This is a genomic window from Nonomuraea aridisoli (assembly GCF_003236395.1).
Taxonomy (GTDB): Bacteria; Actinomycetota; Actinomycetes; order Streptosporangiales; family Streptosporangiaceae; genus Nonomuraea; species Nonomuraea aridisoli.
In genome coordinates this window covers 1-13,045 of sequence record NZ_POUD01000269.1, presented here as the reverse complement: position 1 = coordinate 13,045, position 13,045 = coordinate 1, and the positions used below count along the sequence as shown (strand labels likewise).

Below are 13,045 nucleotides of genomic sequence, written 5' to 3'. Positions count from 1 at the left end.
GGCCAGGAGGGGGCCTGGGGCGGGGCCTCCGGCCAGGACGGGCCCCCGGGCGCTCCCGAGGTGGCGCCGGGCATGCCGGAGGAGGCGCCGGGATTGCCGTCCGCGGCATGGGACCCGTGGCGCGGACGGGCCGGAGCCGGCGGCTCGGGCCACGACGGCTCCTGGCGCGGCGGCTCGGGCCAGGACGGCTCGGCGGGGCGGGCGTCGTTCGGGGGAACCTCCGGCCATGACGTCGGCACCGGTGCCGCGGCCTGCGCCGCGTCGGGCCGCGCGTCCCTGCGGGGCGCCTCCGGCCAGGACGCCGGCACATGAGGTCCGGAATTCTCCGTCGCCATTACTGCCGGCCCTCCCGAGGATCTGTCCGGATTACCCGTTATATCCGGATTCGACGTATCAGGCATGATCTCATGGGATTTTCCAGGAGATACGGGTGGTCCCGCAGCGAAACGAGCGAAGCCATGCGGATCGGTCGGCGGATCCTGCAAGGGCAGGTCGGCCTCCGGTCTATGGGGCTCAGCTGGGTATACCACGGTGCCAAGGCTATTCTCGGGGGACGAATGAGGTCACAACGGATACATCACCATCAGGTCTCACCGGACCTGAAGGGTCCATTGTGCCCGCGGGCCTGCTCGGAGTATCGGCGTTCCGCCGAAGACGTGCGCTAGGCTTGACACATGCGTTCGGCGACCCTGCTTCTTAGCGGGCCGCGACGGCCCTGAGATCTCGCCGTCGCGGCTCGACCCCTCGTTGTCCACGGGGGGTTTTCTTGTGACTCCAGGAAGGCGGCGGCGCACCCCAGGCGGAGGCGCCGCCCGTTTCGAACAAATGAACAGTCGTCGGGGAAGCGATGCCCCCGCCGGGTAAACTCGGCGTTGCTCGCCCGAACCGATGGGCCCGAGTCAAGCCAGAAGGACAGTAGCCGTGAGTGAGTACGACCCGCAGGCGCTGCAGGCCAAGTGGCAGCAGCGATGGGAGGAGCAGGAGCCCTACCGGGCGAGCGACGACGACGCCGACCCCCGTGGGCGGCGCTACATGCTCGACATGTTCCCCTACCCGTCGGGCGACCTCCACATGGGCCACGGCGAGGTGTTCGCCATCGGCGACGTCGTCGCCCGCTACTGGATGCAGCAGGGCTACAACGTCCTGCACCCGATCGGCTGGGACTCCTTCGGCCTGCCCGCGGAGAACGCCGCGATCAAGCGCAACGCCCACCCCGCGGAGTGGACGTACGCCAACATCGAGACCCAGGCCCATTCGTTCCGGCGCTACGGCATCGCCTTCGACTGGTCGCGCCGCCTGCACACCAGCGACCCCGACTACTACCGCTGGAACCAGTGGCTGTTCATCCGTTTCTTCGAGCGCGGCCTGGCCTACCGCAAGGGCGGCCTGGTCAACTGGTGCCCCAACGACCAGACCGTGCTGGCCAACGAGCAGGTCGTGGCCGGCAAGTGCGAGCGTTGCGGCGCCGACGTCGTCCGCCGCGAGCTGACGCAGTGGTACTTCAAGATCACTGACTACGCGCAGCGCCTGCTGGACGACATGGAGCAGCTCCACGGCTGGCCCGAGCGGCTGCTGACCATGCAGCGCAACTGGATCGGCCGCTCCGAGGGCGCCGACGTGCTGTTCGAGATCGAGGGCCGCGACGAGCCGGTCACCGTCTACACCACGCGCCCCGACACCCTGTACGGTGCCACCTTCTTCGTCGTGGCCGCCGACGCCGCGCTGGCCGACGAGATCGTCACCGACGAGCAGCGGCCCGCGTTCGAGACCTACCGCGCCGAGGTGGCCCGGCTGAGCGACATCGAGCGCCTGTCCACCGACAAGGAGAAGACGGGCGTCTTCCTGGGCCGCTACGCGATCAACCCGGTCAACGGCGAGCGCATCCCGGTCTGGGCGGCCGACTACGTGCTGTCCGACTACGGCCACGGCGCCATCATGGCCGTGCCCGCCCACGACCAGCGCGACCTCGACTTCGCGCGCAAGTTCGACCTGCCGGTGCGGGTGGTCGTGCACACCGGGCTGGCCGACCCCGGCGAGACGGGCGAGGCCACCCCCGGCGAGGGCACGCTGGTCAACTCCGGCCCGCTCGACGGCCTGAGCAAGGCCGAGGCGATCCGAGCGATCATCGAGCACCTGGAGCGCGAGGGCAGGGGCCGCGGCACGGTCAACTACCGCCTGCGCGACTGGCTGCTGTCGCGCCAGCGCTACTGGGGCACGCCGATCCCGATCATCCACTGCCCCGACTGCGGCGAGGTGCCCGTCCCCGACGAGCAGCTGCCCGTCACGCTGCCCGACCTGCGCGGCGAGGCGCTGGCGCCGAAGGGCGTCTCCCCGCTGGCCAGCGCCACCGAGTGGGTCAACGTGGAGTGCCCCAAGTGCTCCGGGCCGGCCAAGCGCGACACCGACACGATGGACACCTTCGTCGACTCGTCGTGGTACTTCCTGCGTTACTGCTCGCCGGGCTACACCGACGGCCCGTTCGACGTCGAGCAGGTGCGCAAGTGGGGCCCGATCGACCAGTACGTCGGCGGCATCGAGCACGCCGTGCTGCACCTGCTGTACTCCCGGTTCTTCACCAAGGTGCTGCACGACATGGGCATGGTCGACTTCACCGAGCCGTTCGCGCGCATGCTCAACCAGGGGCAGGTGATCAACGGCGGCAAGGCGATGTCCAAGTCCCTGGGCAACGGCGTCGACCTGGGCCAGCAGATCGACGAGTACGGCGTCGACGCCGTCCGGCTGACCATGGTCTTCGCCGGGCCGCCCGAGGACGACATCGACTGGGCCGACGTCTCGCCGGCCGCCTCGCAGAAGTTCCTGGCGCGGGCGCTGCGCGTGATGTCCGAGGTGACCAGCGAGCCGGGCGTGCCGTTCGAGAGCGGTGACGTCGCGCTGCGCAAGGTCACCCACCACACCATCGACGAGGTCACCAAGCTGGTCGACTCCTACCGCTTCAACGTCGCGGTGGCGCGGATGATGGAGCTGACCTCGGCCGCGCGCAAGGCCATCGACGCGGGCCCCGGCCCCGCCGATCCGGCGGTGCGCGAGGCCGCGGAGACGCTGGCGATCCTGCTGTCGCTGGTGGCCCCGTACACCGCCGAGGAGGGCTGGGAGCGGCTGGGCCGCACCGGGCCCGTCGCGTTCGCCGGCTGGCCGGCGGCCGACCCCGCGTTGCTGGTGCAGGAGTCGGTCACCTGCGTGGTGCAGGTGGCGGGCAAGGTGCGCGACCGCCTGGAGGTGCCGCCCGGCATCGCCGAGGACGAGCTGCGCGAGCTGGCGCTGTCGTCGGAGAAGATCGCGCCCTACCTGCAGGGCATGCCGCGCAAGGTGATCGTGCGGGCGCCCAAGCTGGTCAACATCGTCCCCTAGTCACAGGTTGCGCAGGGCCGGCAGCAGGTCCTTCTCCGCCCAGTCGAAGAAGGGCTGCTGCTGGTCGTGCCCGATCTGCACGAGCGCCACGTGCGTGTACCCGGCGTCGGCGAACTGCTTGACGGCCTGTACGACGGCGTCCACGTCGGCGCCGCACGGCACGCTCTGCGCCACGTCGTCGGGGCGTACGGTGCCGGTGGCGGCGGCGAAGTTCACCGGGCCGGGCAGCTCGGCCATGACCTTCCAGCCGCCCGCGCTCGCCCAGCGCCACAGCCGGTGCGCGCGTTCCTTGGCGGCCTCGGCGTCGGTGTCGTAGGAGATGGCGAGCTGGCCGTAGATCGGCTTGCCCTCGCCGCCGGCGGCGTTGAACTGCTGCACGACCTCCGGCATCGGCTCGTTGACCACGAGCAGGTCGCCGTACTCCGCGGCCAGCTCCGCCGACTGGCCGCCGGAGGCGGCGATGCCGATGGGCACCTGCCGCTCGGGCAGGTCGTAGAGCTTGCCGGAGTCGACGTCGTAGAACTCGCCCTGGTGGGTGACGTACTCGCCGCTGAACAGCTTCCTGATGATCTGCACGGCCTCGGCGAACATCCGGTGCCGGGTGTCCACGGGCGGCCAGCCCTCGCCGATGACGTGCTCGTTGAGGTTCTCGCCCGCGCCGAGGCCCAGCGTGAACCGGCCATTGCTGAGCACGCCCATGGTGGCCGCCTTCTGCGCCACCACGGCGGGGTGGTAGCGCATGATGGGGCAGGTCACGTACGTCATGAGCGGCAGCCGATCGGTGACCTGGGCCGCGGCGCCGAGCACCGACCAGCAGTAGGGCGAATGGCCCATCTCCTCGAGCCACGGGAAATAGTGGTCGGAGATGACGGCGTAGTCGAAGCCGATACGCTCGGCCGCGGCGGCGTAGTCCACCAGCTCGCGGGCGGGGGTCTGCTCGGACATCAAGGTGTAGCCGATTTGTACCATGCGCCCTGGCTACCCTGGTTTGTCCGGATTAGTGTCCAGGGCGCGGAGATCAATGGCGGCGGCAGGCCCGCCATTCCTCGATGACCAGCCCCAGGCCGATGCCCAGCAGCCAGACGTCCTTGGCCATGCCGATGCCCTGCTCCGACGGGCGCAGGCTGCCCTCCTGGCGCATCGCGGGAAGGCGGAGGTAGAGGCCGATCAGGCCGGCCGCGAAGCCCGTCAGCGCGGCCCCGGCCGCGAGTGACGGCACGGCCGGGACGAGCAGTGCGGCGCCCAGGGCCATCTCGGTCTTCGACAACATGCGGGTGAAGGCGACCGGGTCCACGCGCCGCAGGAACGGATAGGCGGTCACCGCCGTGCCGTGCGTGGCCTTGGCGGCCTCCTCGTCGGCGCCCGCCTTGGTGAAGCCTGAGTTCAGGATGTACACGCCGGCGGCCATGCGGGGCGGCAGCTGGTGCATCCGAGCGAAGATCCTCATATCCCCTCACAAGTTGCTCTGTCTTCCTCTTCCCCGATATTTCGCGACATGTCGGGGCTTGGTGGTTCCTAGGGCGACGCCCGTACGCTGGGAGGGGAATGCGGGGGTAAATCGTGAGCTGCCCTTGGCCTGGCGCATTAGTGTCTAGCTGTGAGAAATGGCGCATACCTGAGATACCCGCATCTGCACGGTGACCTGGTCACCTTCGTCGCCGACGACGACGTCTGGCTGGCACCGATCACCGGTGGCAGGGCCTGGCGGTTCACCGCCGACCGCGTGCCGGTGTCGAACCCGAGATTCTCCCCCGACGGCAGCCGGATCGCGTGGGCCGGGACCCGAGAGGGTGTCCCCGAGGTGTTCGCCGCCGAGATCGACGGTCCGGAGGGGGACCGGCTGACGCACTGGGGGAGCGCCACGACGGGCGCGTTCGGCTGGACGGCCGACGGCGACGTGCTCGCGATCAGCTCGGCCGGGGAGAGCTCGCGCACCAGGCGCTGGGCGTACGCGGTTCCGCTCGACGGGGGACCGGCGACGCGGCTGCCGTACGGATGGGTGAGCGACGTGGCCGTCAGCGGCGTCAGGGTCGCCACCGTCTCGTCGCTGTGGCGGGAGCCGTCGCAGTGGAAGCGCTACCGGGGCGGCACCGCGGGCAAGATCTGGGTCGACGCCGAGGGGAGCGGGGAGTTCACCAGGCTGTTCGCCGACAGCACGGCGCAGTACTGGTCGGTGAGCTGGGTCGGCGACCGCATCGTGTTCCTGTCGGACGCCGACGGCAACGGCAATGTCTACTCCGCCCTGCCCGACGGCTCCGACCTGCGCAAGCACACCTCACACGAGCAGTTCTACGCCCGCCACGTGACCAGCGACGGCGAGCGGGTGATCTACAGCCACGCCGGCGACCTCTGGCTGCTGGAGAGCCTGGACGCCGAGCCGCGCCGGCTGGAGATCAGCCTCGGCGGGCCGCGCCCGGGACGGGCCCGGCGGCCGGCGCCCCTGCGGGCCGGCGACTTCTCCCCGGACGCCACCGGGCGGGCCAGCGTCGTGGAGATCCGCGGCACCGCCCACTGGGTCACCCACCGCGACGGGCCCGCGGGCGTGCTGCGCGCCGAGCCCGGCGTCCGCGTACGGCTGCCGCGCGTCCTCGACGCCTCCGGCCGCGCCGTGTGGGTCTCCGACGCCTCCGGCGAGGACGGCCTGGAGGTCGGCGCCCCCGGTGGCGAGATCCGCACGCTGGCCACCGGGCAGCTCGGGCGGGTGCTGGAGCTGGCCGCCGCGCCCGACGCCAAGCACGTGGCCGTCGCCTCGCACGACGGGCGGCTGCTGGTCGTCGATCTGGACAGCGGCGACGTCCGCGAGCTCGACCGCACGAGCGACGGCGACGTGAGCGGGCTGACGTTCTCGCCCGACTCCGCGTGGCTGGCCTGGACGCATCCGCACGACGAGTCGTTGTCGCAGATCCGGATGGGCCGGCTCGACGGGACCTCCGTGATCGACGTGACCCCGGTGCGCTTCGCCGACTACGACCCGGTGTTCACCCGCGACGGCAAACATCTGGCGTTCCTGTCGGTGCGGACGTTCGACCCGGTCTACGACGTCCACGTCTTCGACATGTCGTTCCCGCACGGCTGCAAGCCGTACATCGTGCCGCTGCAGGCCACGACGCCCTCGCCGTTCGACCCCTCCCTGCAGGGGCGCGGGTTCAACGGCGAGGACGACAAGCCCGCCAAGGACTCCCCGAAGGACGACGACGCGCCGCCGCGCACCGAGGTCGACCCCGAGGGGCTGGCCTCGCGGGTGGTGCCGGTGCCGGTGCCCGCGGGCCGCTACGCCAACCTGCGGACCGCCAAGGACGCGCTGCTGTGGTTGAGGCACCCGCTCACCGGGCAGCTCGGCGACGGCACCGAGCACAACGCCGAGACGGTGCTCGAGCGGTACGACCTCAAGAAGCGCGCCAAGGCCGAGCTGGGCAAGGAGGTGCGGGCGTTCGAGGTCAGCGGCGACGGCGGCCGGCTCGTCCTCAACGGCAAGAACGGCCTGCAGACCCGCGCCGCGACCGAGGGCGACGAGGTCGTCACCGTCGACCTGGACCGGATCTCCGTCCAGATCGACCCCGTGGCCGAGTGGCGGCAGGGCTTCCGCGAGGCGGGCCGGCTCATGCGCGACCACTTCTGGCGCGAGGACATGAACGGCGTCGACTGGCAGGGCGTGCTCGACCGCTACGAACCGCTGGTCGAGCGCATCGGCTCCCACTCCGAGCTGATCGACCTGCTCTGGGAGACGCAGGGCGAGCTCGGCACCTCGCACGCCTACGCCATCGGCAACGGCGCCGGCGTCGACCCCCGGCGCCGCCAGGGCCTGCTCGGCGCCGACCTGGCCAGGGACGAGGACGGGGTGTGGCGGGTCACGCGCGTCCTGCCCGGCGAGACGTCCGACCACGCCGCCCGCTCGCCGCTGCTCGCGCCCGGCGTCGCGATCCGTCCCGGTGACGCGATCCTCGCCGTGGGCGGCCGGCCGGTCGATCCGGTACGCGGCCCGCTCGCCCTGCTGGCCGGCACCGCCGACCGGCCCGTCGAGCTGACCGTGCGGCCCGCCTCCGGCGGGGACGTGCGCCGCGTCGTGGTCTGCCCGATCGCCGACGAGACGCCGCTGCGCTACCACGACTGGGTGGACGGCCGCCGCGCCTACGTCAGGGAGGCCTCCGGCGGCCGGCTCGGCTACCTGCACATGCCCGACATGGTGGCCTCCGGGTGGGCGCAGTTCCACCGCGACCTGCGTACCGAGATGGCCTATGACGGCCTGATCATGGACGTGCGCGAGAACGGCGGCGGGCACCTGTCCGAGCTGGTGCTGGAGAAGTTGTCGCGCAAGGTCGTCGGCTGGGACCTGGCCCGCGGCAAGAAGCCGCGGCGCTACCCCAGCGACTCGCCCCGCGGGCCGGTGGTCGCGGTCACCGACGAGTTCGCCGGCTCCGACGGCGACATCGTGAGCGCGGGCATCAAGAACCGCGGGATCGGGCCGCTGGTCGGCACCCGTACCTGGGGCGGCGTGATCGGGATCGACTCGCGCTACTCCCTCGTGGACGGCACCCGCGTCACCCAGCCGCGCTACTCGTTCTGGCTGGCGGGACAGGGCTGGAGCGTGGAGAACTACGGCGTCGACCCCGACATCGAGGTTCTGATCACGCCCCAGGACCGCGTCGCCGGGCGGGACCCGCAACTCGACAAGGCGATCGAGCTCGCGCTCGCCGCCCTGGAGGAGCACCCGCCCGCCGTGCCGCCGGAGCTGCCGCCCCTGGCGTGAGTCACCAGGCGCGGGCCAGGCGGTCGAGGATCTCGGCGAGGATGGCCTCGGTGGTGGCGAAGTTCAGCCGGACACAATGCTCGCCACCGGGGCCGAACGCCGCGCCGTCGTTGAGCCGGACGCGGGCCTCACGCTCCAGCACCTCCGCCACCCCCGGCCGTCCCACCTGCAGCCAGGCCAGATACGTCGCCTCCGGGATCCGGTAGCCGACCCCGGCCGGCAGGCGGGCGGCGATCATGTGGCGGTTGCGGTTGAGCAGCGCCACGGTGTCGGCCAGCCAGGCGTCCCCGTGGCGCCAGGCCGCCACCGTGGCCTCGACGCCGAAGACGTGCGTGGAGCCGTACAGGAAGGGAGGCTCGGCCTCCAGGGCCGCGCGGACGCCCGGGTGACCGAGGTGCGCGACCGAGCAGCGGATGCCGCCCAGGTTGAACGCCTTCGTCGCCGACGTGAGCGTGACCGTACGTTCGGGGAGGATCGTGGCGAACGGGATGTGCCGGTGCGGCTCGTACACCAGGTCGGCGTGGATCTCGTCGGAGATCACCAGCAGGTCGTGACGCTCGGCGTGCTCGGCCAGCTCCTCCAGCTCGGCGCGGGTGAAGGCGCGGCCGGTCGGGTTGTGCGGGTTGACCAGCAGCAGCACTCGGCAGCCGGACAGGTCGGGCACCTCGAAGCGCCACGTGCCGCCGTCCGGGACCATCTGGATCGGGCGCAGGGGGCGCTTCATGAGGTCGAGCGTGCCGAGGAACGGGTGGTAGGCCGGGGTGTGCAGGGCCACGCCGTCGCCGGGGGCCGTCCAGACGTGGAGGAGCACCTGGAGCGCCTGGTTGATGTCGGTGAACGAGCGCACGTGCTCCGGGCCGGCCGCCCAGCCGTAGCGCGCGGTCATGCGCTCGGCGAACGCCTCGGCCAGCGGGCCGGCGCCGGGCTTGTCCAGCCACGTCGGGTAGCCGAGGTCGCCGCCGGCCCGCCGCCGCAGAGCCTCGACGACTTCGGGCGCGGTCGGCAGGTCCATGTCGGCCACCCAGGCGGGGATGACGCCCGGCTCGACCGCTGCCCATTTGAGGCCATCGTGCGTGGACTTGAGGTCTACGGGGGGATATGCACGGTTCACCCGACCATTCTAGAATCGACGATTGTGATGAGGCGTCGGCGGCGACTGTGGCAGGCTGTGCGGCCATGACGCCCCACCCGAAGGTCGACGCGATCGTCGACATGTACCTCTCCCTGGCCGACGCGGAGGCCCCCGGGCTGGTGGAGGGGCTCTACCTGGAGGGTTCCGCCGCACTGGGCGACTACCGGCCGACGACGAGCGACGTCGACTTCGTGGCCGTGACGAGCGAGCCGCCGCCGGTGGAGGTCATCGAACGCATCCACACCAGGCTCGGCGTACACCCGTTCGACGGCGTCTATCTCACCTGGGACGACCTCCGCCGCGACCCCGCCACGCTCGGGCAGCGCCCGCAGGCGCACGCCGGGCGCCTCGACCGGCGCGGCGACGTCAACCCGGTCACCTGGCACACCCTGGCGCGCCATGGGATCACCTGCCGCGGGCCGAAGCCGAAGGATCTCGACATCTGGCACGATCCCGCCGCCCTGGCCGCCTGGACGGACGGCAACCTCGACCACTACTGGCGTCGCCTCGTCACCCGCGCCTCCCGCATCATCTCGCCGTGGGGGCTGGCCTGTTTCGGCGGGTACGCCACCGTCTGGCTGGTCACGGGCGTCTCCCGGCTGCACTACACGCTGGCGACCGGCGAGCTCACCTCCAAGACGGGCGCGGCCCTGCACGCGCTGCAGGCGTTCCCCGAGCGCTGGCACCGCGTTCTGAACGAAGCGCTGCGCCTCCGCGAGGAGGACACCGCCCTGCCGACGGCGTCAGGTCTCCTGGGCAGCCTCGCCGACCACTTCGGCACGCCGCGCCGCTCCCTGTACGCCTCCCCGTTCGAACGCCGCCAGGACGTCCTGTCCTTCGCCGACCACGCCATCACCGCCGCCCACAACCTCTACACCTCCCGCTGACCCCGGCCCGCCCAGGCGGAGACGCACATCGCCCCTTCGACTGGGCGTGCCCTTCCCCGGGGGGGCGAGACGGACGCCCAGCGCTGCTCGGGGAGCCCGACGCCGTGAGGTACGCAGGGTCGCGTGTGGCCGCGCTCCGGCCGGTCGCGCCCGGCCCCGGGCGCCATCGGGCGACGGCTGTCCAGCTTGCCCGGGCGCCGGTCACCGCGTGGAGCCCAGCGCTCGTCACCGACTCGCGACCACCCGGACGGAAGGGTGATCCGCGCCGCCCTGAACCTCTGGTCACGCCGTACCGTACGAGGTCGCCGGGCACCGGGCTCGCCAGGGATGATGTCGTGGGCATGCACGGCGGCAGAGATCGGGAAAGGCGTGGGTGGCGTTGCGCGAGGAGGCATGGGAGGCGATGACCGGCCTGCGGGCCGTACGGTGGTTCACCGACGAGCCGGTCCCGACCCGCGAGATCCTCAAGGTGCTGGAGGCCGCCCGGTGGACCGGGTCGGCGCGCAATCGCCAGCCGTGGCGGTTCGTCGTCGTCAGAGACCACACCCTGCAGAAGCGCCTGAGCACGCTCGGCGGGTATGCGGGACACCTGGCCACGGCCCCTGTCGTCGTCCTGCTCGCCATCGATCACGGGACGGGCGGTGAGGACGCGGAGTTCGACGCGGGGCGCGCCGTCCAGAACCTCATGCTCGCCGCACACGCCGTCGGCCTGGGAAGTTGCCCGGCGTCCTTCTTCCCGGCGCCCAACGCCGAGCAGGCCGGACGCCTGGTCGACGTCGAACCGCCGTGGAAGGTCCGAGCCGCGATCTCCCTCGGCTACCCGGCCCCTGCACCCAAGGGCACATCCGCCATCCCGTCCGGCCGCCTCCCCCTGGACCACCTCGTCCGCTGGCTAGGCCCGTAACACCCTGCACCCGCGCCGACCTCCCCACCGGCGAGCCGGCGCAAGACACACGCCATGGACCAGCGGCGACCCAGACCATGACCCGTCCGACCACCTTCTCGGAGGGGACGCCCGGCCAGCACCCGAAGAGAAACGGCGGTAAGTGATCGATGCCGACATGTCCGTCACCAGGCCGACGTCGACGTCCGGAGCGCCTGCGCGGCCGCGACCCGTCGCGGATGGAAGACGCTGACCGGTCCACCAGGAAGGTGGCGGCGGTGCTCGCGCAGCGCAGGTCGGGTCGGGTCGCGAGAGTCACGAGGGCTTTGGGCACGGTTCATGCGTCGCTGTTGGGGGCCATTGCCGTGGAGCCAATACGCGTCGCCACATGCCGGGAGGCTGCCGCAGATCTCACCGTCGCAGATCTCACCCGTCGCCGGTCACGTCCGTCGTGGTCAGCGCGGCTCTGCCTTGCCGGAGGTCGCAGCGCCCGTAGCGGGTCCGTACGCGCTGGTTCGGCTCTCAGGTCACCGGTGCCGAACTCCCGTCGGGCGGTGGGCGGCGGCTGGGGCCTCCTGCGTCGGTGTGCCGGCCAGGTCGGCGGCGTCGCGATCGCGTTACCGCCGGCGCCCGGGCGCCGGCCGTTGGTCAGTGCCCGGGCCGCGTCCTGGCTACAGGCGGCGCAGCACGGCCACGACCTTGCCCAGGACGCTGGCCTCGTCGCCCGGGATCGGCTCGTAGTTGGGGTTGTGGGGGACGAGCCAGACGTGACCGTCCTTGCGCTTGAAGGTCTTGACCGTGGCCTCGCCCTCGATCATGGCGGCGACGATGTCGCCGCTCTCGGCCACCGGCTGCTGACGGACGACCACCCAGTCGCCGTCGGCGATGGCGGCCTCGATCATCGAGTCACCGGTCACCTGCAGGAGGAACAGCGTGCCTTCGCCGACGAGCTGCTTGGGCAGCGCGAAGACGTCTTCGACGCTCTCCTCGGCGAGAATCGGGCCACCGGCGGCGATGCGGCCCACGAGGGGGACGTAGGCGGCCGTCGGGCGGCTGACCGTGGGCTCCTCGTCACCGGCGTCGGGGTCGACCCATAGCACGGGCTCGCCGGGGAGACGGACCTCCAGCGCGCGCGGCCGGTGGGGGTCGCGGCGCAGGTAGCCCTTGCGCTGCAGCGCGGTGAGCTGGTGTGACACGCTGGAGGTGCTGGTCAGCTGCACCGCCTCGCCGATCTCGCGCATGGACGGCGGATATCCGCGTTGTTGCACCGAGTCGCGGATCACTTCGAGGATCTTGCGCTGCCTGGGGGTGAGCCCCAGGGAGTCTCGTCGGCGCACCGCGAGGTCGCTGACCCCGCTTGTGTCATCCCGCTCGGTCATGCTGCTCCTCCTCGCCTGGCGGCCCGCCTCACCGGCGGACCTCCCGGTCCGTGGTCTCGATGTCGCACACAGCGACGTTATCGCTGTTGAAGATCATCTTCAAACAATTGTTCGAGTCTTCCTCGAAATTATCGCCTGTGTGGTGTACAACATCGTACGGGAGTTCGATCGACACCGTGTTCGATTTGCTGATCTTTATTTGGCCTTTTCCTCAGGCCGCACGGCAGGAGGTCATCCATGCGAACGCCCATAAACAAGGACACGACCAGCGAAGACACCCATCAGCTCACCTTGCTCGCCGATGCCACGCGGAGTACGGATCGACGTGGAGACAATACGCGCGCGCAGGCCACGCTCCGCCGGAATTCCGCGAAGAGGTTGGGGTCCCGTTCGAGTGGTGGAGGAAGGCCCCATTTGCGCCTCGTCCCGCCGCCGCGTACGGGAGGCGACGACGACATGACGGTGGCGAGCCGGCGCTCGGACCCGCGCCACGGCGGGAGGACGCGCAGTGCCGACGGAGGCGCACCGACGGGGACGCGGGCGGGGGCCGGCGGAGCCGGTGTGCCGGAGCCGGACACCGCGCCCGCCATCCGGCGACGCGCCCCCGCCGGCCGGGCGCGGGGCGTGGACGTGGGCACTCCCGCGGGG

Annotated in this window: 9 protein-coding genes and 1 pseudogene; 6 read left to right on the top strand and 4 right to left on the bottom strand. The window is 71.5% G+C overall.

The features are described from left to right. Positions 1-312: pseudogene (locus C1J01_RS50500) on the top strand (hypothetical protein); the annotation flags it as partial. 576 nt (positions 313-888) lie between these two features. Then, positions 889-3,369: a leucine--tRNA ligase gene (leuS, locus tag C1J01_RS39250; RefSeq protein WP_111184036.1), complete on the top strand. Its 2,481-nt coding sequence runs from the start codon at positions 889-891 to the stop codon at positions 3,367-3,369. Here leuS and C1J01_RS39245 read toward each other — a convergent pair whose 3' ends face one another. Next, on the bottom strand, positions 3,370-4,338 hold the full coding sequence (locus tag C1J01_RS39245; protein WP_111184034.1) for a TIGR03557 family F420-dependent LLM class oxidoreductase: 969 nt from the start codon (positions 4,336-4,338) through the stop codon (positions 3,370-3,372). It abuts the gene before it with no gap. Positions 4,339-4,387: 49 nt separating this feature from the next. Continuing rightward, on the bottom strand, positions 4,388-4,816 hold the full coding sequence (locus C1J01_RS39240; protein ID WP_111184032.1) for a hypothetical protein: 429 nt from the start codon (positions 4,814-4,816) through the stop codon (positions 4,388-4,390). A 150-nt stretch (positions 4,817-4,966) separates the two neighbouring features. Between C1J01_RS39240 and C1J01_RS39235 the strand changes: the two genes are divergently transcribed. Next, positions 4,967-8,116 carry a S41 family peptidase gene (locus C1J01_RS39235; protein ID WP_111184030.1) on the top strand — a complete coding sequence of 1,050 codons (3,150 nt, stop codon included), beginning with the start codon at positions 4,967-4,969 and terminating at the stop codon, positions 8,114-8,116. A gap of 1 nt (position 8,117) precedes the next feature. Here C1J01_RS39235 and C1J01_RS39230 read toward each other — a convergent pair whose 3' ends face one another. Further along, entirely contained in the window at positions 8,118-9,227 is a 1,110-nt protein-coding gene (locus C1J01_RS39230; protein ID WP_235854956.1) for a MalY/PatB family protein, read from the bottom strand. Between the two features lie 65 nt (positions 9,228-9,292). Between C1J01_RS39230 and C1J01_RS39225 the strand changes: the two genes are divergently transcribed. Beyond that, a complete protein-coding gene (locus C1J01_RS39225; protein WP_181449214.1) occupies positions 9,293-10,135 on the top strand; it encodes a nucleotidyltransferase domain-containing protein in 843 nt (280 codons plus the stop codon). A gap of 373 nt (positions 10,136-10,508) precedes the next feature. Further along, positions 10,509-11,039, top strand: coding sequence for a nitroreductase family protein (locus C1J01_RS39220; protein WP_220040328.1), 531 nt, complete (start codon positions 10,509-10,511; stop codon positions 11,037-11,039). A gap of 650 nt (positions 11,040-11,689) precedes the next feature. On the opposite strand, the gene lexA is transcribed toward C1J01_RS39220, so the two are convergent. Beyond that, complete coding sequence (gene lexA, locus C1J01_RS39215) at positions 11,690-12,397, bottom strand: transcriptional repressor LexA (RefSeq protein WP_111184025.1); 708 nt, start codon at positions 12,395-12,397, stop codon at positions 11,690-11,692. Positions 12,398-12,811: 414 nt separating this feature from the next. On the opposite strand from lexA, the gene C1J01_RS51580 reads away from it, so the two are divergent. Next, a partial coding sequence (locus C1J01_RS51580) for a hypothetical protein (RefSeq protein ID WP_220040327.1) occupies positions 12,812-13,045 on the top strand: 234 nt, incomplete at its 3' end.

What these genes read in the sequence shown, in the direction of transcription:
- C1J01_RS39245 (WP_111184034.1), bottom strand. Translation starts at nt 4,338, where the DNA reads ATGGTACAAATCGGCTACACCTTGATGTCCGAGCAGACCCCCGCCCGC.
- C1J01_RS39240 (WP_111184032.1), bottom strand. Translation starts at nt 4,816, where the DNA reads ATGAGGATCTTCGCTCGGATGCACCAGCTGCCGCCCCGCATGGCCGCC.
- lexA (WP_111184025.1), bottom strand. Translation starts at nt 12,397, where the DNA reads ATGACCGAGCGGGATGACACAAGCGGGGTCAGCGACCTCGCGGTGCGC.
- leuS (WP_111184036.1), top strand. Translation starts at nt 889, where the DNA reads ATGGGCCCGAGTCAAGCCAGAAGGACAGTAGCCGTGAGTGAGTACGAC.
- C1J01_RS39225 (WP_181449214.1), top strand. Translation starts at nt 9,293, where the DNA reads ATGACGCCCCACCCGAAGGTCGACGCGATCGTCGACATGTACCTCTCC.